Source organism: Okeania sp. SIO2F5 (genome assembly GCF_010692685.1).
Taxonomy (GTDB): Bacteria; Cyanobacteriota; Cyanobacteriia; order Cyanobacteriales; family Microcoleaceae; genus Okeania; species Okeania hirsuta.
On record NZ_JAAHGU010000025.1, the window covers coordinates 1 to 22,976 of the forward strand.

At 37.4% G+C, this 22,976-nt stretch carries 22 protein-coding genes; 10 read left to right on the forward strand and 12 right to left on the reverse strand.

Translation table 11 applies throughout. The annotated features are described in order from the left end of the window. Positions 1-392 precede the first annotated feature (392 nt). The 5 genes from hypE to hypD form a co-directional block, all read right to left on the reverse strand. Entirely contained in the window at positions 393-1,499 is a 1,107-nt protein-coding gene (gene hypE / locus F6K27_RS11585) for a hydrogenase expression/formation protein HypE (protein WP_287273428.1), read from the reverse strand. A gap of 71 nt (positions 1,500-1,570) precedes the next feature. Next, entirely contained in the window at positions 1,571-3,010 is a 1,440-nt protein-coding gene (locus F6K27_RS11590) for a hypothetical protein (protein WP_287273426.1), read from the reverse strand. 113 nt (positions 3,011-3,123) lie between these two features. Beyond that, entirely contained in the window at positions 3,124-3,588 is a 465-nt protein-coding gene (locus tag F6K27_RS11595; RefSeq protein WP_287273425.1) for a GNAT family N-acetyltransferase, read from the reverse strand. 131 nt (positions 3,589-3,719) lie between these two features. Then, positions 3,720-3,944, reverse strand: a complete 225-nt coding sequence (locus F6K27_RS11600) for a 4-oxalocrotonate tautomerase family protein (RefSeq protein ID WP_287273423.1) — start codon at positions 3,942-3,944, stop codon at positions 3,720-3,722. Between the two features lie 384 nt (positions 3,945-4,328). Beyond that, positions 4,329-5,501, reverse strand: a complete 1,173-nt coding sequence (gene hypD, locus F6K27_RS11605; protein ID WP_287273421.1) for a hydrogenase formation protein HypD — start codon at positions 5,499-5,501, stop codon at positions 4,329-4,331. A 356-nt stretch (positions 5,502-5,857) separates the two neighbouring features. Here hypD and F6K27_RS11610 point away from each other — a divergent pair, with 356 nt between their 5' ends. After that, positions 5,858-6,034: a hypothetical protein gene (locus tag F6K27_RS11610; RefSeq protein WP_287273419.1), complete on the forward strand. Its 177-nt coding sequence runs from the start codon at positions 5,858-5,860 to the stop codon at positions 6,032-6,034. Positions 6,035-6,128: 94 nt separating this feature from the next. On the opposite strand, the gene F6K27_RS11615 is transcribed toward F6K27_RS11610, so the two are convergent. The 3 genes from F6K27_RS11615 to hypF form a co-directional block, all read right to left on the reverse strand. Beyond that, on the reverse strand, positions 6,129-6,395 hold the full coding sequence (locus tag F6K27_RS11615; protein WP_287300870.1) for a HypC/HybG/HupF family hydrogenase formation chaperone: 267 nt from the start codon (positions 6,393-6,395) through the stop codon (positions 6,129-6,131). Between the two features lie 126 nt (positions 6,396-6,521). Beyond that, complete coding sequence (locus F6K27_RS34330; protein WP_375339708.1) at positions 6,522-6,635, reverse strand: hypothetical protein; 114 nt, start codon at positions 6,633-6,635, stop codon at positions 6,522-6,524. Between the two features lie 14 nt (positions 6,636-6,649). Next, entirely contained in the window at positions 6,650-9,040 is a 2,391-nt protein-coding gene (hypF, locus tag F6K27_RS11620; RefSeq protein ID WP_287273417.1) for a carbamoyltransferase HypF, read from the reverse strand. A 445-nt stretch (positions 9,041-9,485) separates the two neighbouring features. Here hypF and F6K27_RS11625 point away from each other — a divergent pair, with 445 nt between their 5' ends. The 5 genes from F6K27_RS11625 to F6K27_RS11645 all read left to right on the forward strand — a co-directional run bounded on the left by F6K27_RS11625 (position 9,486) and on the right by F6K27_RS11645 (position 15,389). Further along, positions 9,486-10,439, forward strand: coding sequence for a hypothetical protein (locus F6K27_RS11625; RefSeq protein ID WP_287273415.1), 954 nt, complete (start codon positions 9,486-9,488; stop codon positions 10,437-10,439). A gap of 36 nt (positions 10,440-10,475) precedes the next feature. Continuing rightward, positions 10,476-10,895, forward strand: coding sequence for a phosphotransferase (locus F6K27_RS11630; protein ID WP_353735975.1), 420 nt, complete (start codon positions 10,476-10,478; stop codon positions 10,893-10,895). Between the two features lie 569 nt (positions 10,896-11,464). Beyond that, on the forward strand, positions 11,465-12,148 hold the full coding sequence (locus tag F6K27_RS11635) for a bifunctional 2-polyprenyl-6-hydroxyphenol methylase/3-demethylubiquinol 3-O-methyltransferase UbiG (RefSeq protein WP_287273413.1): 684 nt from the start codon (positions 11,465-11,467) through the stop codon (positions 12,146-12,148). 86 nt (positions 12,149-12,234) lie between these two features. Continuing rightward, positions 12,235-12,567, forward strand: coding sequence for a XisI protein (locus F6K27_RS11640; protein WP_287273411.1), 333 nt, complete (start codon positions 12,235-12,237; stop codon positions 12,565-12,567). 182 nt (positions 12,568-12,749) lie between these two features. Continuing rightward, positions 12,750-15,389: a hypothetical protein gene (locus tag F6K27_RS11645; RefSeq protein WP_287300871.1), complete on the forward strand. Its 2,640-nt coding sequence runs from the start codon at positions 12,750-12,752 to the stop codon at positions 15,387-15,389. A 674-nt stretch (positions 15,390-16,063) separates the two neighbouring features. Here the strand turns inward: F6K27_RS11645 and F6K27_RS11650 are convergent. The 3 genes from F6K27_RS11650 to F6K27_RS11660 form a co-directional block, all read right to left on the reverse strand. Next, positions 16,064-16,894: an SDR family oxidoreductase gene (locus F6K27_RS11650; RefSeq protein ID WP_287273405.1), complete on the reverse strand. Its 831-nt coding sequence runs from the start codon at positions 16,892-16,894 to the stop codon at positions 16,064-16,066. Between the two features lie 327 nt (positions 16,895-17,221). After that, positions 17,222-17,449 (reverse strand): transposase, encoded by a 228-nt coding sequence (locus tag F6K27_RS11655; protein WP_124144208.1) that lies wholly within the window; start codon positions 17,447-17,449, stop codon positions 17,222-17,224. Continuing rightward, the gene (locus F6K27_RS11660; protein ID WP_124144207.1) at positions 17,418-17,684 is read right to left on the reverse strand and encodes a transposase; all 267 of its coding nucleotides are present in this window, start codon (positions 17,682-17,684) and stop codon (positions 17,418-17,420) included. The genes F6K27_RS11655 and F6K27_RS11660 overlap by 32 nt, the downstream gene beginning before the upstream one ends. Positions 17,685-17,809: 125 nt before the next feature. On the opposite strand from F6K27_RS11660, the gene F6K27_RS11665 reads away from it, so the two are divergent. The 4 genes from F6K27_RS11665 to F6K27_RS11680 all read left to right on the forward strand — a co-directional run bounded on the left by F6K27_RS11665 (position 17,810) and on the right by F6K27_RS11680 (position 21,677). Then, positions 17,810-18,076, forward strand: a complete 267-nt coding sequence (locus tag F6K27_RS11665; protein ID WP_124144206.1) for a hypothetical protein — start codon at positions 17,810-17,812, stop codon at positions 18,074-18,076. A 919-nt stretch (positions 18,077-18,995) separates the two neighbouring features. Continuing rightward, positions 18,996-20,519: a sodium:alanine symporter family protein gene (locus tag F6K27_RS11670; protein ID WP_287273403.1), complete on the forward strand. Its 1,524-nt coding sequence runs from the start codon at positions 18,996-18,998 to the stop codon at positions 20,517-20,519. A 176-nt stretch (positions 20,520-20,695) separates the two neighbouring features. Continuing rightward, a complete protein-coding gene (locus tag F6K27_RS11675) occupies positions 20,696-21,124 on the forward strand; it encodes a universal stress protein (protein WP_287273400.1) in 429 nt (142 codons plus the stop codon). Between the two features lie 391 nt (positions 21,125-21,515). Further along, positions 21,516-21,677 carry a hypothetical protein gene (locus F6K27_RS11680; RefSeq protein WP_287273399.1) on the forward strand — a complete coding sequence of 54 codons (162 nt, stop codon included), beginning with the start codon at positions 21,516-21,518 and terminating at the stop codon, positions 21,675-21,677. 598 nt (positions 21,678-22,275) lie between these two features. On the opposite strand, the gene F6K27_RS11685 is transcribed toward F6K27_RS11680, so the two are convergent. After that, positions 22,276-22,767, reverse strand: a complete 492-nt coding sequence (locus F6K27_RS11685; protein ID WP_287273397.1) for a peptidoglycan-binding protein — start codon at positions 22,765-22,767, stop codon at positions 22,276-22,278. Positions 22,768-22,976: the final 209 nt, after the last annotated feature.

The window sequence follows — 22,976 nt, forward strand, 5'->3', positions numbered from 1 at the left end:
ATTATCTCTCCCCAAATCTTCCCTCTTAACCTTTTCTCTCTTACCTTCTGTCTCCTGTCTCCAGTATAGCTGTCTCCTAGTCAAAAAAACTTGATATTTATATGAAGATACGGTTAGGGGTTCTATAAAATCTGACTTTTAACTTTTATAAGTAGGAGGGTTGGGAGACATTACCCCGACAAAATTTCCATCATCGGTGCATCCGTGCCCAAATCCTTGTCTTGCTCATCGGTGAAAAAATCTTTGGGAAAATATTTTTTGAGGGAGTGTCAAAGTTTTGAGCCTATAAAATCTGACTTTTAACTTCTATAAGTGGGAGGGTTTGGAGACCAAACCCCTACAAAATTTCGATCATCCCTACATCCGTGAAAAAATCCTTGTCTTGCTCCTTCTTAACAAATTCTTGGCAGTTGGTCTCCCACCAACATATCCACAATACGCTCGGTTCCAAAGGTGGTTTGCAACAACAAAATTCCCGGAGGAGAAACAATAACTTCCCCAACAATAGCAGCATCAATACCTGTAGGATGAGATTTCATTGCTGCCAAAACAGTTTCCGCTTTTTCTCCTGGCACCACCGTCACTAACTTACCTTCATTGGCAAAATATAAAGGGTCGAGACCGAGAATTTCACAGACTCCCTGCACTTCCTCCCGCACTGGTAGGGAAGACTCAAAAAGTCTTATTCCCACTTCCGAACTCATGGCAAATTCATTTAATACTGTTGCTACACCCCCACGGGTAGCATCTCGCATCGCCCTAACTTCCGGACAAACATCGAGAATAGTATCCACCAAACCATTCAAAGCTTGAGTATCGCTTTCCACTTCCGTTGCTAAAGCTAGGTCTCCACGGGCGATCGTAATAGCTGCTCCGTGGTCTCCAAGATAACCATTCACAATAACGGCATCCCCTGGTTGGAGATTTTGAGCAGAAATAGAAACACCAGAACGAATTACACCTACTCCCGCAGTATTGATAAATAATTTGTCGGCAGCACCTCGGTGAACAACTTTTGTGTCTCCAGTGACAATTTTAACTCCCGCAACATCTGCTGCTGCTTTCATACTTTTTGCTATTTCTCGGAGGGAGTCAACGGGGAAACCTTCTTCAATAATCATTCCGCAGGAGAGATACAGAGGTTTTGCTCCACTCATCGCTAGATCGTTAACGGTGCCGTTGACTGCCAGTTCGCCAATATTGCCTCCGGGAAAAAAGATGGGGTCAATGACATAAGAGTCGGTGGTAAAAGCAAGTCTGTCTCCTTGAGCAGTGAGAGTTGCCAGGTCAAATGTTGCTTGGTCTTCGAGTTGGGAGAGGGTGGGGTTATCAAAGTTGCTGACAAAAATATCTTCTATAAGGTCGCGCATTGCTTTACCACCACTACCGTGAGCGAGATTAATGTTGGTGTCGCGCACTTTTGTCGGGCGACGTCGCGCTTGTTCGATTTTTTTAAATAAAGGATGTTGTGTGGATTCGTTGTCAGGAGAGTTTGTCATTTCAGTTATCAGTTATGATATTAAATATCAATTTAATTAATATTGCTAGTTTTTTAGATTTAGTAATCTATTTACGATAGTATTTTTTTCAAATTTTCAACCTCACGTTTAATGTCTGAATCATTTTTCATTGTATTTAAAGGAGCGTTGTATTTTTTTAACTGCTCAATAAATTCTCTTATTTCCTGATTGGAAACTTTGTTTGTCATTACTTCCAATAATTCCCTAAACTTTTTTTGACACAATTTATGTTGTAAACTAGCAGAAATGTTTGAGTCATTGAAAGAAAGTATTGCTATAAGTGCTTGTTCAGAATCGAATTTTTCTAGCATAACTATGTATATCTCTTCAGCACCCCAAGCAATACCATTTCCATTGGTTAAAAATACTTCTACTAAACAATAGACATATTCACGGTTTACTTGAGGTGGAATCTTACCCATATCGCCAACAAGTCTTTGGAGTTGTCGAGCAAATGGAGGTTCGTTGTAGAAGTTATTTATTTCTCTATGAGCTGTCAGTAAGTTTTCAATAGATGTCTGTATTTCAGCCAAACGAATATTATCTGGTATATAAGATTGTCCTGACACTGTTTCCAGAAATTCACGAGCTAAATTTGCTTGAAGTTGGTCATTATTTGCTACAAACCTTGCATACTTTGTGCCAAATTGATAGCGTGTCTCCTCATCTAATCTATCCCATAAAAAAGGAATTAGAAGCCTGACATTTTGCCGAGTTTGAGTTGTACTATTAAGTTGAGTATAAATACCAAATAAACCAGCAGTTAAAGTGTTTATTTTCTCCACTGTTAAATCTATACAAAAAGAGGCTATTTGTTTAGCATCTTTCTCAGATATTTGGTTAGTCTTAATATTTTTAAGAAGCTTTTTAATCTCAACTACTACATTTGACAAAGGGAGAGTAATTACTTCAATAATACAAGTTTCTAGCATACTTATAAGCTGTAAACCTGTAATTTGATTATGATTAGGATGGGCTGCACTTGCCCAGTTGCGCATATATCTTACATAATCAAGGTGTTGAAAACCTAAGTCTGATATTAATCCAATTTCATTAGCAGCTTTGATTAATTCACTATCATTTATCTTAACTAAATCATCTTTATCTTTTAACTTCTTACGTCGCTCAGAACTAGCACCAACAGCAGTATCAAAAAAGTAATCTAAGTCATATTGTGAAACTCTTATTCGTAGTTCATAAATTGTTTCATCCCAGAGGTAATTTAAAGCAGCATCAAACAATCCTGCTGCTGAAGCGACAATAAATTTTGAGATATAAAAAGAACGTTTTTTTTGATTATCTTCTATTTTTTCAACAACATCTTCTATGTTCTTAAAAACTTTCAGTCTTTCATTTACCGTTACTAATACAGAATCTGTAGGTAAACCATATTGTTTCATAAATTCGAGCAACTCATCCTCAAATTGCTTGATTTGAGCTGAATAATTTGAGCTTGGGGTAATTTTAGAAACGTCTTCTTGGTTTGTCATAGACCTGTTTTAAGCTACATTAAAAACATCTCTGATTATGTTGGGTTTCACTTCGTTCTACCCAACCTACTTTATTTTACTAACTACAAAATTTCATCAGGGTTAATACCTCATTAGTGAATTTCCAGGCGACATAATCTCACCTTTTCTATAATATTGGCTCCCATTTTTTCGTAAAACTGAATACCATTATCGTTGTTAATATTCACAGTCCAATCAATTCTACCGCAACCTGTTTCTTCAGCTATTTGATACAGACGAGTCATTAAAGCTGTACCAATTTTTTTACCTCGGTATTCTGCTTTTAAATACAAATCATCTAGCCAAATACCAGGTTTAGCTAAAAATGTAGAATAAATTCGATGATAACTAGCGAAACCTACAGCTTTACCCCCTACTTCTGCTAATAAGATAGAAGTAAGGGGAGTTGTGCCGAATAAATCGTTATTTAGTTGTTCAGTTGTTGCTTTAAGAGATTCGGGGCAGCCGTCAAATCTTGCTTTTAGATACAGCAATTCCATAATTATTTTTATGTCACTGGGAACTGCTTCTCTAATTACTATTTCTTGATTCAGCATAATTTTTAAACGGTAATTTAAAAAGAATTAATGTAAGCATTTCCTAAAGCAATAGCTGATAGCTGACGGCTGAATGCTTACGAATTAATTGCTTACTTTTTCAAATTAACCGTCAATTTTTTCCAGATAAATTAACTATCATTTTCTACTTTTTCTGCATGACGACCGGGATGTTTATCAATATGAAGTTGACCGCCGATCGCCCAATTTTCTCGACTAAATTCGTCGATATGAATTGTCACCCACTCTCGTTTTGTTCCTAAAGTAGAAACAACAGTATCAGTGACAGCTTTTGCAAGTTTGCGTTTTAATTCAACGGAATGACCGTCAGCAATTTGAATTGTTATAAATGGCATAATTTTTTCCTTCTATTTTACTAAACTAATATATATAGAATTATGGGATCTATTAGGCATCTCTAGAAAAGAGGGAGTAGGCAGTAGGGAGTAGGCAGTAGGGGGAAATAATTGATAATTTCTGTGTGATAATTGATTTGATTTTTTATGATCACCAGATGTCTATTTATGTACTTCAATATAAAGAGATGGGAAGATGGTGAATATGGGAACAAATTTACACCTTTTTCCCCTATTCTATATTACTTTTGTGCATCTCATATTTGCAAAAATACTTTTTTCTTATCTATTCCCTATTCCCTATTCCCTGTTGCCTGTTGCCTGTTGCCTAAAAGTGATAATTTTTTGGCTTTATTCAAAATTGAGATGCACCCTTACTTTTCCTTATTTCATATTCAAACTAAATACCTTATCTTCTTCCTTCTTCCTTCTTCCCTCTTCCTTCTTAAACAACCTTCCATATTTATAATAGGCAGCACAAGCACCTTCTGAGGAAACCATACAAGTGCCAATAGGATTTTCTGGAGTACAAGCAGTACCAAATACTTTACATTGCCAAGGTTTCAAAACACCTTTGAGAATTTCCCCACATTGGCAAGCTTTAGCATCAGCAACTTTTTTGTTAGGCACACAAAATTTAATTTCGGCATCAAAACAGCCATAAGCATCAGTAATTTTTAACCCAGACTCAGGAATATCTCCCAAACCTCGCCACTCAAACTTATCCCGCACTTCAAATACTTTGCCCATTGCTTCCAGTGCGACCTTATTACCTCCTTCTTTAACCACGCGACTATATTGGTTTTCTACCTCACAACGACCTTCCACCATTTGTTGCAGCAACATCCAAATAGATTGCAAAATATCCAGAGGTTCAAATCCTGATACTACCAAAGGTTTCTGATATTTTTCGGAAATCACGCGATAGGGTTCGGTGCCAATAACCATACTCACATGACCGGGCCCGACAAAACCTTGTAATTCCAAATCTGGGTTACTCAGTAATGCTTCTAGAGCAGGTACAACCAAAACATGGTTGCTGAAAATACTAAAGTTTTCAATACCTTCCGTTTCTGCTTGCAAAATAGTTAAAGCTGCACTGGGAGCAGTAGTTTCAAAACCTAAACCAAAGAAAATTATCTCTTTTTCTGGGTTTTCCTTTGCTATCTTCAAACTATCCAGGGGCGAATAAACCATCCGAATATCTGCACCTTGAGCTTTTGCCTGCAACAAACTTTTTTGAGAACCCGGCACCCGCATCGCATCGCCGAAAGTTGTAAAAATAACGTTGGGTTTTTCCGCCAGAGCGATCGCGTCATCTAATCTACCTCTTGGCATCACGCAAACTGGACATCCAGGGCCATGTATTAGTTCGACATTATTAGGTAAAACTTCCTCAATGCCATATTTGAAAATAGAGTGAGTGTGACCACCACAAACTTCCATGATTTTTAGTGGGCGATCGGTTGTGTATCCTAATTTTTGGCTGAGTTTATCAATTTCTCTTACTAAACCTTGCGCTTTGTGGGGGTCGCGAAATTCTTTAACGTATTTCATATATTTTTTCTGTTTCTGTTATAAGTTGTCGTATTGTAGGTTGGGTTAAGCGCTAGCGCAACCCAACAAATAAGTTATTAGAGTTGTTGGGAATTAAGCTAAAAAAATGGCTAAAACCCTTATTGGTCAAAGTTTATAGCGTTTTTCAGCCCTCGAATCATGAAAACCTTATAGAATAAGCTTTTGAGCATTGTTCAATTGTTATTTCCCAACAACTCTATTATAAATAGACATCTCCAGAAAAGAGATAACAGGGAACAGGGAACAGGGAACCCACCCCTCGCCCCTCCCCCTCCCAGGAGGGGAGTAATTGATAATTTATGTGCGATAATTGATTTTATTTTTGATTATTGGAGATGTCTAATAGATATCTCCGAAAAAGATATAGACTTTTTGGAAGAGTAGGCAACAGGCAACAAGCACCAGGGAAGAGATTTTTAGGAAAAAGGTACGAAAAACGATTTAGAGAAGTGACTTTTACAACTCTAGCTGATGTTAAACAAAAGGCAAGTTTATTTTTTGGAGATATCTAAATAAATATCATAATAATATGTTAGGTTTCCTCCCTCAACCCAACCTACATCTATTAGAGTTGTTGGGTTTCATCTGTTCAACCCAACCTACGTTTTAATTCATTACCGCAGCAACTTCCTGCAATAATTTCAAAGTTTCTACTGCCTCTTCTTCATCCAAACGGTTCATGGCAAAACCAACATGAACTAACACCCAGTCACCAACACAAGACTCAACCGGATGTTCTTCATCAACTATGCAGGCAATATTCACCTCTCGTTTCACCCCACTAATATTAACTGTTGCCAATTTATTGACAATATCCGTTATTTCAATAATTTGACCAGGAATTCCTAAACACATTTTTCTTAAATTAATCAACGTTTAATTAAAATCAAAACAAATTTTTTTATCCATTTTTGAGTTGCTAGAGAGTGCATAAATATAGTGTAGGTAATATTTTAATTTTACCTCCCTACTCCCCTACTCCCCTACTCCCCTACTCCCCTACTCCCTAGCCGCAGCAATAACAATTTGACCCAGAGATAAACCACCATCATTAGGTGGAACTTGACTGTGAGTCAACACTTCCAACCCCATTTTAATTAGACGATCGCTCACTAATCAAAATTTTTTCAAATCCGCGCATCCGTGGCAAAATCCTTGTCTTGCCCTCCCATTCTAGCCGCAGCAATAACAACTTGACCCAGAGATAAACCGCCATCATTAGGTGGAACCTGACTATGAGTCAACACTTCCAAGCCCATTTTAATTAGATGATCGCTCACTCCAGAAAGCAACAACTTATTTTGAAATACCCCACCGCTCAAAGCCACTTGATTAAACTCACAACTCTGATGTAACTCAGCCACCATCTCAGAAATAGCGATCGCTAATCCTTGATGAAACTTAGCTGCCATCAGAGCCGGAGAAGCACTTTGTTTTGTTTCTATCAGTAAGGATTGCCACATCGGCTGTGGCACCAGATAAGTAAGAGGGAATTTACTATCTTTACTTAAGGTAAGCATATTAAATTGATAACCTTCTATTTCTTTAGCATCATTTAATAAATACTCTGTTGCTAAAGCCTCTAAATTTATCGCTGCTTGGCCTTCATAACTACAAAATTCTCGACAAATACCAATCGCTGCAGCCACCGCATCAAATAACCGTCCGCAAGAAGAAGCTAGGGGAGAATTAATCCCTTTTTCCATCATTTGATTTAAGGTGGCCAGAGGTTTTGTTTGGAAAAAATTAAATAATTCTAAATCTTCGTAATCCTTAAGAAAATCTAAACCAAAAGCAGTTACTAAATGAGCATAAGTATTGCGCCAAGGTTGGGAAATAGCTTTTTCTCCTCCAATCATTGGCACAGGTTTAAAAGTTCCTAAACGTTCAAAACTGTGATAATCTGCTAATAAAAATTCTCCCCCCCAAATAGTTCCATCTTCTCCATAACCCAACCCATCCAAAGCAATTCCTAAAACTGGATTTGAGTCAATATTTAAACCATTTTCTGCCATACAAGCTGCAATATGACTATGATGATGCTGCACTTCAATCAAGTTTAAATCATTAGCTACAGCCAGATTTTTTCCCAGTTTTGTTGATAAATATTCCGGGTGTTTATCCACAACAATTGTATTTGGTTCAGCCTCCAATAAACCTAAGAAAAGATTCAAAGTTTTTTCATAAGCTGTAGCAGCCAAATTATTTTCTAAATCTCCAATATGTTGAGATAAAATAGCTTGCCCATCACGCAACAAACAAAAGGTATTTTTCAACTGACTTCCCATGGCTAAAATCGGAGAAATATTTGCAAATCCTGGGGGTAAATTAATCGGTGCTGGTGCATAACCACGGGCACGACGAAGAACTTGAGGAACTTCCTTAATAACTCGTACTACCGAATCATCAACCCGATTAAAAATAGGGCGATTATGTATTAAAAAATAATCAGCAATTTCTGATAGTTTTTCCCGCATTTCTTCATTATCAATACACTGAGGTTCGTCAGAAAAATTGCCACTTGTTAATACTATGGGAACATTTAAACGACGCAACGCTAAATGATGCAGTGGCGTATACGGAAGCATAAAACCTAGAGTATTTTGTCCTGGTGCAACACTAGGTGCTAACTGTTGTACAATAGTTTTCTGCAACAACACAATAGGAGCAGCAACACTTTCCAATAATTTCTGTTCCGCATCAGTAATATGACAATATTCAGAAATTACCTCTATATCCCGCGCCATCAAAGCCAGAGGTTTATCCGGACGGCGTTTGCGATGACGTAACTTTTGCACCGCCTCCTCATTAGTGGCATCGCAAGCAAGATGAAAACCGCCTAAACCTTTGATAGCAACTATCATTCCTCTTTGGATGAGAGTACAGACCGCATCCACATCATCCAACATTGAAAACATATCGGCAGTTACAGGTTTACCATCCGCTCTTTCTAACCAAGCTTTCGGTCCGCAAACATGACAAGCGGTAGGTTGAGCGTGGAAGCGACGGTTAAGTGGTTCGGAATAGTTTTCCTGACATTCCGGGCAAAGGTGAAAATTTGCCATAGTAGTATTTTTGCGGTCGTAAGGTAATTTTTTGATAATACTCAGACGAGGTCCGCAGTGGGTACAGTTAGTGAATGGGTAGCGATACCAGCGACTCATGGGGTCGAATATTTCGCTTTTGCACATGGAGCAGGTGGCAGCATCGGGAGCTATTTGGGTACGAACTGTATTGGTGGTGCTGGGGGCAATGATAAAATCCGCAAAATTTTGGTTGGGGAGTTGGTGTCTAGTGATGGTTTCGATGTTTGCCAGGAGAGGGCGTTCAGAATGTAATTTTTCGATAAATTCATCAATAGTAGAGCGATCGCCCACAACTTTGATTAGTACACCTTGTCCGTCGTTACTAACTTCACCGCGCAACCCCAATGTTTTAGCAATGCGGTAGACAGTAGGGCGAAAACCGACACCTTGTACAGTGCCATAAACTCGAATTTCTTCTGTTATTTCAGACATTATGGATAATAATTATGATAATTTTTAATGTAAGCATTTCCTACGGAATGCTGCGCAAACAGCCGTCAGCGATCAGCACTTCCCTGCGGGATGCTACGCAAACAGCTATTGCTTTTATTTTTAGATAAAAGCTTTAATAATTGAGTCAAAATTTATACTTAATTTATACTTGCTACAAAAATTGGCTTTAAAGTCTATATTCATTTACAGCAGTTTTGGAGTTGATGAGGTACAAAATTTTAGGACTTTAGGGAGTAGGAACCCACCCCTAACCCCTCCCAGGAGGGGAATTTGGGAGTAGGGAAAAAAAAGATTAATTTTCAAACTGTACCTCACTATCCTAAAAAGTGCTGTAAACCTTATCATGAGAGCTGAGAGCTGACAGCTAATAGCTGAATCCTTATAATAACTGATAAAGTTTGTATGATGTGATGAAGTCTAGAAAATGATAATATTATTGTCAAGCATCAATCAGATATTCAACAGATTTTTCCAGCGTTGGAAATTTCATTTATATGCAATTTTACCCCATCCCACTGAAGCTAAAATTTTGATGCTATCCGATGATGAAAATACTTGGTTTTTACCCAATATTTGTATAAATGAAGATATACACCCTAGTGATTTTGCAACTATTCAAAAAGTAATAGAACAAGAACTTGGTATTTCGGCAAACATTTTATATTACGCTCATAATTATGACGATAAATCTAAATGTGAAATTCACACAATATATGTACTGGAACATAATTATTCGATAAAAGAGCTTTTAGAAAAATTCCAAGATGCTTCTTGGGTTGACCTTGAAACTTTGAAAAATATATCTCTAAAATTACCAGAACATAAATCAGTTATCCAAGAATATTTAAGAGAAATTGAAAGTAGTGAAATTCCAGAACTACGTCCACCTTGGGCTAGAAAAGGTTGGTTATACTCTGCAAAAAAATGGATTGAAGAGCAATTATTAGAATTAAATTATCAACAACTTTCTCCCATAGAATGTATCAAAAGTTGGGGTATATCTTGTGTGTTGCGGGTTAAGACCACAGCCGGAAATATTTATTTCAAGCAAGCTTCTACACTACCTCTTTTTTGCAACGAACCATTAGTCACAACCGAATTGGCAAATTTATTTCCCCAACATATTCCTACTGTGCTTAGTATAAATTCTGAGCATCACTGGATGTTATTAGCTGATTTTGGGGAACCTATTGGTAGAAATTCACGCATCAAACTACAAAAAGATATTTATCGTTTACTCGCTCAAATACAAATCAAATCAATTCAGCATATTGATAATTTATTGAGTATCGGATGTTTAGACCGACGTTTGGAAAAATTATCAACTCAAATAGATGTTTTATTTAACGATAAAAATGTTCTATCTCAATTCAAATAAACTGAAATTCAGAAACTACAAACACTTGCTCCACATCTGAAAAACTTATGTTCTCAACTGGCAGAATATAAAATTCCCCAAACATTAGTTCATGGAGACTTGCATTTAGGAAATGTTGCTTTGCATAACAATAAATATCTCATTTTTGATTGGACGGATAGCTGTATTTCTCATCCTTTTTTTGATATGTTTCCATTATTTTTTATCCAGAATAAAAATCCTTTTTTCTCGCCCTTAAAAAGTTTGCGAGATGAATACTTAAGCCAATGGGAAATTTATGAATCAAAGCCTCGTTTACTAGAAGCTTGGAAATTAGCAAAACCTTTATGTGCTTTACATCATGCCGTTACCTATCAGCATATTACTGCCTGTTTAGAACCGAGAGCAAAACAGGAGTGTAATGCTCTGCCCTATTTTCTGCGACAACTTTTGAAATGTAAAATTTGGCGTTGGTAAAGCGCGTGTATGATATTAATCTTAATTCTTTAGGAGTCAGGAGTCAGGAGTCAGGAGTCAGGAGGGAAGAAAGAAGAAGAAACTCCGAGTAGAAGGAGAAAGTTTTTCGGGGATCGTAAAGGTCACGGAGTTCTATTGCGCTCTTATCCGGACATGGTATCATACCTCAAATTACCAACGCCTAAAATTTAAGAAAATAGAGCGAAAACCAATACCTTGTACAGTGCCATAGACGCGAATTTGTTCTGCTATTTCATATCATGTCCGTTAGTATAGTCCCGTGTAAAACTTGGAGAAATATCTACCGCCATATAAGTAAAATTTTTCCTTCTCTTAAAGCTTCTTCTTTCTTCCTTCTTACTTGTTCCTTACCTTCTCTATACAAGACCGATGCTACCGGACATGATATCAGACATTATACGATCGAGTATCATATAGGTTGGGTTTTGCTCCGCAAGATAAAAATCGCATCTCACAACTCAACAAAAATACAGATAGTGTGCGGGCCAAGGTTGCCTCAACTGATATAATTTATATATAACTGAAATCAATCCTAGAAAATCAAATCCATGTTTGAACAACTACCAGAAGCTATTCAGCAAAAAGTCAAAACCTTAGCTACTGAAGCACAAAAATTAAACCCCACTGGATGGTTTGAAGTTTTATATTCAGAAGCACACAGAGATGCTACACAAATACCTTGGGCACGTTTAACTACCCACCCCTACCTACAAGACTGGTTAAATTTTTCTCAACCTCAAGGAGAAGGAAGGAATGCTTTAGTGATTGGATGTGGGTTGGGTGATGATGCAGAAGCTTTATCCAAGTTAGGTTTTCAGGTGACTGCGTTTGATATTTCTCCAACAGCAATTTCTTGGTGTCATCAAAGGTTTCCTGATTCTTCAGTCAACTATCTGGTTGCCGATCTATTGGCATTAGATACAAACTGGCATAACTACTTTGATTTAGCGATCGAGTCACGCACTATTCAAGCTTTGCCCGTGGAGATGCGAGAGAGAGTTATTAACTGCATTGCTCCAGTGGTAGTAGAAGGGGGAACACTTTTGGTGATTACTCGTATACGGGATACGGATGTTATACCTGATGGTCCTCCTTGGCCTTTATCAGAAAAGGAGCTGGCTCAGTTTATTGACTTAGGATTTCAGGAAGTGCATCGCAATTTTTTCTGGTCTGAAGCGGGTCAAAATACTATCAAACAGGCTTGGATAGAGTATTGTTTGCATCAACAGTGACATTTTGAAATTTTTCAAAAGTAGAGCGATCGCTTTCTTTCCTTAAAGCTGTTGATTTTTCATATTCAAAAGGAGGAGATAACTTTATGGAAAAACTAGATTATCGCGAATTAGTTCAGAAAATTATCAATCAACACGCTCACGAACATTCTGAGGAAGATATGGAAACCACTGAAATAGTTTTCGACCTAGAACGCGACCGCTATTTATTGTTGTATGCGGGATGGCGTGATGAAGAGCGAATGTATGGATGCCCAATTCATATTGATATTAAGGATAGAAAAATTTGGATTCAGCGTGATTTTACCGAAATAGGACTAGCTCATCAGTTGATAGAATTGGGAGTACCCTCATCAGATATTGTTTTGGGATATCGAGCGCCTTATGTTCGACAATTTACAGGTTTTGCCGTGGTGTGAATTAAAGAGTGTGGGGAGATGGGGAGATGGGGAGGTGGGGTGATGGGGCGATTTTAAGCCATTGGATCGAAAATCTATATTCCTATTCCCTATTCCCTACTCTTGCAAGAAGTCTGTATCTTTTTCGGAGATGATATAGATACAGATATAATATTAACGACATTCCTAAAATCTGAAAAACTATGACCGACAAATTTAACAGTTTTGTTGCATTAGCAAAGCAGAGGTACAGAATAACACTTACTTCTGTTGAGGAAAAGTTATTAAAGGCTATTGTTGCAGGAGAAGTAGCTGATTATCAAGTTAAATCTCCAGAACTTGATAATCCAGCTCAAGTAGAATTATGGGGAGAAGAGCGAATATTATCGGCTGAGTTTATTTACTGGCTATGTACAGATGTGGAAGCTTTTAAATATTTTACTAATCATGGTTTACAGGTTCGTGGAGCTAAGATTTCGGGGGAATTAAATCTTGAGTTTGTTAAGTTTGAAAGTTTATTGTATTTCACAGAATGTGTTTTTATACACAAAATTATTCTGAGGGGGGTGAAGGTAGAAGAAGTCAAATTTAATGGTAGTCATGTTGTTGGTATTGATGCTGCGTTGATTGAAGTTAGGGGCAGTTTATGTCTGAACAATGGCTTTCAGAGTAAGGGTGAGGTAAATCTGGGTAGAGCTACTATTGGTTGTATACTCCTTTGTAATAAAGGTCATTTCTCTAATCCAGAAGGATATGCGCTAATTGCTCAAGGTATAGAAGTCAAAGCTGATGTCTTTCTGAGATATGATTTCAAGGCTGAGGGTAGAGTCAGTCTATCTGGAGCTACTATTGGTGGTCAACTAGATTGTAGTGGAGGTCATTTCTCTAATCAAGAGGGAGATGCGCTTTTTGCTGAGAACATAGAAGTCAAAGCTGATGTCTTTCTGAGAAATGGCTTCCAGGCTAAGGGTAGAGTCAATCTATTAGAAGCTACTATTGGTGGTCAACTTAATTGTATTCAAGGTCATTTCTTTAATCAAGAGGGAGATGCGCTTTTTGCTGAGAACATAGAAGTCAAAGGTTCTGTCTTTCTGAGTAATAACTTCAAGGCTGAGGGTAGAGTCAGTCTATCTGGAGCTACTATTGGTGGTCAACTTAATTGTATTCAAGGTCATTTCTCTAATCAACAAGGTGATGCGCTCTTGGCTGAAAGTATAGAAGTCAAAAAATCTGTGATTCTGAGTAATAACTTCAAGGCTGAGGGTAGAGTCAGTCTATGTGGAGCTACTATTGGTAGTCAACTTAATTGTATTCAAGGTCATTTCTTTAATCAAGAGGGAGATGCGCTTTTTGCTGAGAACATAGAAGTCAAAGGTTCTGTCTTTCTGAGTAATAACTTCAAGGCTGAGGGTAGAGTCAGTCTATCTGGAGCTACTATTGGTGGTCAACTTAATTGTATTCAAGGTCATTTCTCTAATCAACAAGGTGATGCGCTTTGTGCTGAGAACATAGAGGTCAAAAACAGTGTTATTCTAAGTAATTGTTTCAAAGCTGATGGTAGAGTTCGTCTATCTGGAGCTAATATTGGTGGTCAACTTGGCTGTAGTGGAAGTTATTTCTCTAGTAAAGAAGGAGATGCGCTCAATGCCCAAAATATAGAGGTCAAAAGTTCTGTCTTTCTGGACAATGGTTTCAAGAGTGAGGGTAGAGTCAGTCTTTTTGGAGCTACTATTGGTGGTCAACTAGATTGTAGTGGAGGTCATTTCTCTAATCAAGAAGGAGATGCGCTCTTTGCTCAGAACATAGAAGTTAAAACTAATATTATTCTCAGCAAAGGCTTCAAAGCTGAGGGCAAAGTAGATTTAACAGCCGCAAATATTAAAGGAAATCTTAATTGCACTCAAGGCAACTTTTCCAACGAGAAAGGTAAAGTTTTATCTGCTGAAGGAATCAATGTTGACGGAGATATTTTATTAGATGAAGGAACTTTTAAAGGGAAAATTTACTTAGTTAGCGCCAGAGTTGATGACACTTTAAGCATGGTCAAAATTAAAGAATCTAAGCAGATGAAATTAGACCTACAATTTGCCAGAATAGGTCGCCTCAGAGACCACAAAGAAAGTTGGCCTGAAAAAAACAATCTAAACCTTGATGGTTTCATTTATCAGAAATTTGGTGCAGATGATGCAGATGATAATATTAAAGTTCCTAAAGATAGCAAAACCCGCCTTGAATGGCTGAGACTTAAACCAGAGAACGAATTTTTTCCTCAAACTTATGAACAACTAGCTGAAGTTTTAAAAAAAGAGGGCGATACAGATGCAGCTACAGAAATATTAATTCATAAAGAAAGAGATATTCGACCAAAACTCAACGGATTAAGTAAATTTTGGAATGGATTTCTAGATAAAACAATTGCCTATGGCTATAAACCTACAAAAGCTTTAGTTTCGAGTGCTATTTTTATATCCTTTGGCTGGAACTTATTTGGCTTTTATTCTGCCTATTGTTTAAACTCAATATCCAATAATAAATGCCCATTTTCACCATCTTCCGAAATCAGTCTATATAGTGAAGAAACTAACGACAATAAAAAGATTGATATAGACTATCCAGAATTTAACTTCTGGTTATATTCATTAGACACCTTCATCCCCATAGTTGACCTACATCAACAAGAATTTTGGCTGCCAAATCCTAAAAAAGGAGAAGAAATTCCATTAATATTATTCAAAGTAAAAGCAGGTCGCTTATTAAGATGGTACTTATGGATTCACATAATCTTTGGTTGGATATTAACATCCCTCTGGGTAGCAGGTTTCAGTGGTTTAGTTCGTGGGTAGGTCAGTTATCAGTTATCAGTTATCAGTTATCAGAAATAATATCAGGTTGCATTTGAACGAAGGCAGAAGGCAGAGGGCAGAAGGCAGAAGTTATATCAGGTTGCATTAATTAACCACAATACAAAAAGACGGTACAGATAATCTAGTCATCTTTAGATGGCTTCAGCTATCAGTCAAGGATTTCAATCCTTCGCTTGGCTGTACCCACAGCTCTGCTGAACGCTATGCGATAAAACTATGTTTTGCTGACACGATAACTCGGGTTTGCTGCGCGATAACTACGTTTAGCTGCGCGATCGCACTCCCACTCACTTTTTCTTATTCTCTTTGTTAATTCATTTTAATAAGCACTTACGCAGAGCGAATTACTTACTTCAAAAATACACCAAAATTTCTTTCAAATCAATACTGATGTATTCCTTACATATCAATGCTTTTGACAAATGGCCAAAAAAGCCCGATCACTACGTTTTGCTGTGCTATAACAGCCTATTTTTGCCCCTAAATAGCTCATTTGAACTTTTTTTGGAAAATTCAGTTTAAATTCCAAATATGTTTTACAAAAAATATAAGCTTAACTAATATAAACTTTTTTGTCCCACTGTTGGACAGAAATTGTCCATTCTTTACCGAATAATTAAGGAAAAATTCCTCTTCTTTTCAAGGAGATGTAATTATTCATTATTAATTGTTGAACCCCTACTCCCTAAAGTTTGAATCACAATTAAATCCATATACCACCGAATTATTGGCGCCAATAAACTATGAAGTTTATCCAGCAAAGTCATTTCCAAACCAGGAGCGATCGCGAAAGTTTTCTTCTTCATTCCCCGCACAATTTCAACAGCCATATCTTCAGCACTCCAGACTCCAGAAGTTGCAGTAATACGTTTAGTTTCTAAAGGCTTAGTTTTATTCTCTACTTCCAACTGTGGCGTATCTGTATCTGGCGGATAAACTACAGAAACAGAAATTCCAGACAATTTCAACTCTCCACGCAGAGACTCTGCCAAACCTCTAATGGCAAATTTACTAGGGCAATAAGGGGTATAACCATAAATTCCAATCAAACCAGCACCAGAAGAAATCATCACAATATGCCCTTTTTTTTCTTGTTCCATCATTGGTAAAACCGCCCGCACACAATAGAGGGAACCAAAATAATTAATTGCCATAGTCTGTTCAAAAATTTCTATTGGCAACTCTCGAAAATAACCAGGGTGAGAAATACCAGCAGCAGTAATCAACAAATCTGGCGTACCTATTTCTTTGACTGCTTGATGTATAGCAGTTTCTGTTGCTTCCCGGTGCGCAACATCTGTGGAGATAGTAATAATTTTTTGTTCTGGGTTAACAATAGTAGCAGTTATTTCCGCTCTTGCTGCCTCCAGTTTTTTCGGGTTACGAGCAATAATTGATATATTGCTTCCTTCTGTAGCAAGTAGTTTAGCTATTTCTTTACCTATACCACTAGAACCACCCGTGATAATTGCGTGTTGCCACATAATTTTCAAGTAAACCTCGATCGAATGGCGTTACTGAATTAGTGTATGATATTAATTTTAATTATTTAGGAGTCAGGAGTCAGTAGAGGCAAACTGCCGTTTACCCGTACAGGAGTCAGGAGAAAGAAAAGTGCTTTTCCTGAAATTAAGTAAAGACAACATCTAATTTTGCCATCTTTGAATGACTCTTAATTTACCTAAATTATATCATGTCCGGATAATAACGCGATAGAACTCCGTTCTGCTTACGCGACCAAAAAACTTTCTCCTTCTTCTTTCTTCCCTCCTGACTCGGTCCTCCTCGGTCGTTATTTATTTTATAACTGTTCAACCGGACATGATATTACTGATTTCGTTCCTCAAATCACCAATGCCGATAAAATTAAATTTTACCATTCTGGTTTTCCATTCTCCCTCACCATATATTTTAACCCCTGTAGAGTCTACTACCAGGTGAATGGCCTCTGTTGTTGGCTTCACTGGTATTTCTATGGTCAATTTACTCAAGCGCCGAGACAAAGTGCTATGGTCTGGTACTGGTAAATCTATTTCCATCAAACCAAATATAGATTCTCACATACCTCTCGGTTTGCCGTCCTGCCAAACTAAACAAAGCTCCCAGGGTAGCCATTAGTTCAATAGCCACATCACTATAGGTGTTGGATGCTCCCTGACTCCCTGTTTTTTCAAGGTTGAGCCACTGTTCTATCACTTCTTCAGATAGCCAAAATGTTAGACTTCCCCTTTGCTTTAAGGCAGCATTATATTCTGACCAGTTACTTATCTCTATAGGAAGACTTGGACTTGGACTTACTCATCTGTACCTAGTTCAGGTTTTTTTACCACTTACTGAATCTTTCTACCGTAATTTCTCCCTTTGTGCAACAAAGCCCTTTTGATGTGTTAAATAGAGTAATGGCAACTGCTATAAATATAAAATCAATAGGTGGTGGTGCATTTTCATTGGTGGTCTATTGTAATTTTTTTGCTCAAGGACAAAAACAGTGGGAGCATCTTGCTCCCTTGCTCGTATCTTTCTCCCATGAAGCGCCGTTGTTCATCCCCATCTACCATTATGCGCGCAGGACTATAGCGTTTTTAAATGATATGTCAAATAAGAGTTGGTTATTTACTAACAGTAAAAAGTCCGGGAAACCTTCTTACCTGTTGCCTGTTGCCTAAAAGCTACCAGGTTTTTTACGCAACTCAAATGAAATTACTATATCAATCAATAAATTTGTTCTTTTTGTACTCAATTTGACTAAAATTTATATCGATTTGATTAGAATGACTGTAGTCATAGTAAATCTGATGTAAATAATTAACAAACAAATTAAGTGTAATTTTCCAATTAGTAATTTGTTAATTTAATCCGTCATAGAATAGAACATTTAGAGCGTGACTAAAATTCAATATTTCTTGGTATTCTGACTCTATGAGATTAATTTTTAATCTAGCTGGAATAATTATGAGCGTTAATTTTTACTACTTCTCTATTTTGCCTTTAATTAAGGCTTGCCTACTTATATATAGTAGTATTAATATATATTATGTGAAAAATAAATAAGCATTTTATTTAACCATTTTATCGAACAACAATAGAGTTGTAAAATTCACAAAATAAATCATTTTTCGTAGTCTTGTTCCTCAAAAAAATCTCTTACCGAATAATTAAGGTTTAAAGCCTCTCCTTTAAAGAAGAAAAGCGGTCGATCTTCGGAGCTTCCCTAAGGGTGGGATGGCGTTTTGCTCCGCAACATGTAAAGCGTTAGCGTTTGCGCAGCATGACCATAGGAAAGCTCCTCCTCCGGAGGAAAGAGGCAGTGACTCTATCAAGAGCGGGTCTCCTCGCTGTCCGACCATCGACCAAGAAAAAAGAAAAAATTTTCACACTCCGCGTCAATCCTCTTCTTTTCAAGGAGAGGTAATTGTTAATTATTAATTATTAATTATTAATTGTTCCCTATCCCTATTTCCCAATTTCAAGATGTTTTATGTATGACTAAAATCAGACCTCTATATGCTATATGCCTGAAATATTTATAAATTAATGGTATAAATGTCTAATTCAACAAAAATGATTAGTAGGTAAAATTAAAATATGAAAAGACAAACTTGGCTATATATACTCCTATTTCTATTAATACCAACTGTTGCCTTAGCCCAAGAACCTGAAACAGGACAGACTTTTATTCAAACCATCGATCGAACCTTTTCAAGTTTCGTAGGTGTAATATTTAGTATTCTTTTCTTTAAAATCGGCGGCTTTCCCTTCATAGTTTTATGGCTACTTATAGGTGCAATATTTTTCACCATCCGAATGCAATTTATTAATATTCGAGCCTTTAAACACGCTATTGATATCGTCCGTGGAAAATATGACGACCCCAATGACCAAGGAGAAGTTTCTCACTTTCAAGCTTTAGCAACAGCATTGTCTGGAACAGTAGGATTGGGTAATATCGCAGGTGTAGCTGTAGCTGTGAGTATCGGTGGCCCTGGTGCAGCATTCTGGATGACAATTGCTGGTTTTTTTGGCATGACCAGTAAATTTGTGGAATGTACTTTGGCTCAAAAATATCGCATTGTTCAACCAGACGGTACTATCTCTGGTGGCCCAATGCGTTATTTGTCCGCAGGTTTAGCAGAAATGGGACAGAGGACTTTTGGCCGGGTGTTAGCTGTACTATTCTCTATTTTGTGCATTTCTGCTGCTTTCGGTGGCGCTAATATGTTCCAGGCCAATCAGTCTTACGGTGCAGTTGCGAATGTATTGCCAGGTTTGCCTAGTTGGGGTTATGGTTTGGTGCTGGTAGTTTTAGTTGGATTAGTAATTATTGGTGGAATTCAACGCATTGGTATGGTGGCAGGTACTCTTGTACCTTTGATGTGTTTGCTATATGTTTTGGCTTCCTTATTTATTCTGTTGGTTAATATTACAGAAATTCCTGGGGCGATCGCTACTATTATCTCTGGTGCTTTTGTTCCCAAGGCAGTAGAGGGTGGTATTATTGGCGTAATTATTCAAGGTTTTCAGCGTTCCGCTTTTTCTAATGAAGCTGGTGTGGGTTCGGCAGCGATCGCTCACTCTGCGGCCAAAACTGATGAACCTATTCGTGAGGGTTTAGTAGCACTGTTGGAGCCGTTTATTGATACTATTGTGGTATGTAATATGACTGCTTTGGTAATTGTGATTACTAAGGTATATAGTGCAGATGAGTTTGCTGCTTTGCGCGAAGCTAAGAAAGGTGCAGAGTTAACTTCAGCTGCTTTTGGTACTGTTTTGGCATGGTTTCCCATTTTATTAGCGATCGCTGTTTTCTGTTTTGCCTTTTCCACGATGATTTCTTGGAGTTACTACGGCGAACGTTGTTGGGATTATTTGTCTGGTGGTAGAGGGTTGATTATTTACAAAATCTTGTTTTTGGTTGCTGCTTTTGTTGGTTCGGTATCAAACCCTTCTTCAGTAATTGATTTTAGTGATGCGACTCTGATTTCGATGGCTTTTCCTAATATCTTGGGGGGCTATTTTTTATCCGCTCAAGTAGCAAAGGATTTACAAAATTATATGGGTCGTCTTAGTCAAGGAGAGATAAGACCTGCTAAGTGGGGAGTAGGAGAGTAGGGGAGTAAGGGAGTAGGGGAGTAGGGGAGATGGTAATCAAACATAGCATTACTATTTAGAAATGGTATAAGTCCAATGCTAATGATGAGTTTTAGACTAGGCAATGTTTTTCCCACTGTTGCCTGTTGCCTGTTCCCTGCTATATAACATTCTTCAGTTTATCCATCATAAATATAATGAATATATTTTCCAAAAATTCCGTACTTGTGCCCATAGATTTTTCCGATGAATCTGTTGAGGCGATCGATGTAGCTCTAGAATTTGTTCGAGATCCTTCTTATTTATGGATTCTTCATGTATTACCTCGTCTTAATCCTGCTGAACCAGGAGTAAGGTGGCATACTGTCGATGACCAGAGTCGCAAACAGCACATCGAAAAGGTATTTCACGAACGGATTCAAGGTGCTAAATATGAAGGTGTTAATTTTCGTGTGGCGATCGGAACTCCTAGCTCAGAAATTTTGGACTATGCTCAGGAAAAAAAAGCAGAGTTGATTGTCATTCCCTCCCAAGGAAATAGTGGTCTTGGTCGATTTTTACTAGGATCGGTTGCTGAACGAATTGTCAGGTATTCTCATTGTCCTGTTTTAGTTCTACGAAATTGATATACTTTCTGGTAGTCAGATAAGGAGATTCTTCTGAAAGCAGGATTCTTGGTTTGCGCTCCGCAAGGGTACGCCAAGATTTAGTCCACTTATAGCAAGGAATGAGTTAGTTAGGACATAGACTAACAATGAACCTTAGACAGGGAAATATTTTTCTCACTATTCCTTATTCCCTGCCATAACATAAAATTGGCTGCTTAAGAGCAAGGCTTTAGACTGAATTTTTCGGTAAATTAAAAACCAGATTTTACCTTCAATGAGAAAAATCTGCTTTCTTTAAATTTTAATTTATTATTTATTAACTTTAATTAAGAGGACTAACCTAAATGATTAGTCAGGAGATTACAATAATTATATAGAGTTATCTTTATAAAATAGGGGAGTAGGAAATATGTTAAGAACTCCTACATTTCATGTCAATCAATACCAAACACTATTCCAACATCTCAAGCAAATTATTCTCTATTGGCTGAAATATTTTTGGAAATTTAGTCTATTTTATGGTAAATATACTGCCTCTCCACCTTGGCAAAAAACTATGAATATTAGCTGATGAAAATTCACTATAGTTTTCAAGGTCAGTTTATTGGCTAGATAGCTAGGTGTTTAAAGCGGTTAAATACCTCGATCACTTTCGATTTTTGGAGTAAACATCAACTCTCCCTTCTAGGAGGAGGCTTTATACTCAAATTATCAATCAGCCAGATTATCAATAACCTTAATCATTTTCAGAGCTTTATATTAGGTTCCAAGCTTTCTGTTAAGATTCTATTGGTTAGTATTACAGTTTCTGGGTAAAACAACTAAATACTTTTGATATATGAGATTGGGTATTTTAGGAATACCTATATTTAGATGAACAGGAGCAATTGGTTTGGAGTATTGCTCCTGGAATTAACTATTAATCTTGAAATTCTTTGAGGTTAAAAGCTCTGATATTTTATTATTTGAGTAACCGTTCTACTAAACTTACCCAAACTTACCCAAAAGCATATGAGCAGCTCTGGAGTTAGTTCCCTGTTTCCATGAGAACCACTGACCGCAGTCTGTAACCTTATTCTTTCGATAGACTTAAAATCGGCGATAACTCCACCTACTCATTTTTTACCCTCATCACCATTAGCAATTAGCAATGAAGCTAAATTTTATTTTTAATAGAAACCTAAAGCTGCTCTAGTGTGACGTCCAACAATTCCATCTGGCCTTAAGCCATGATCGCGTTGGAATGCTTTAACTGCATATTTAGTCTTAGGTCCAAAATAGCCAGTTGCACGATGATGATGAAAATAGCCCATCATTCCTAATTGGTGTTGCAACTTGGATACTTGATGTCCACGACTACCATAGCTCAAATAATATCCACGATGACGGCGATGTCCCTTATAAGAAGCATGACGATACTTGGGACGATGATAACCTTTGCCATAATGGCGAGCGTGACCATAACCACTGCAAGGGTTCTTATAGTGACATGCAGCAGCAGAATTAGCAGTCGCGCTAATAGCACCTAGAATAGTAGCAGCTGATAGAAGACTCATCATACCTAATGTAGAGAACTTTTTCCAGTTCACTCCTTCAAAGGTAGGCTCAACTATAGAACTTTCTTCGGCAGTAGCTAGATGGGAATATGCTAGTGTTTCCATAACTCCTCTGATGAGTAATGTTTTACAACTTTTTTTGATAAGTGTCTTACCCACTTGCCTTATAGCGTTTTGGGTTTCTTTTGCAGTGCGACACTCAAAAAAAGGAAATTTAATTTTGGTAGAGCCTTAATTTAGGCTGTTAACAGCCAAGGAAATCATCAGATTTCCCTGGTTGCATTACTAAGCTACCATGTTAGGTAGATTATTTA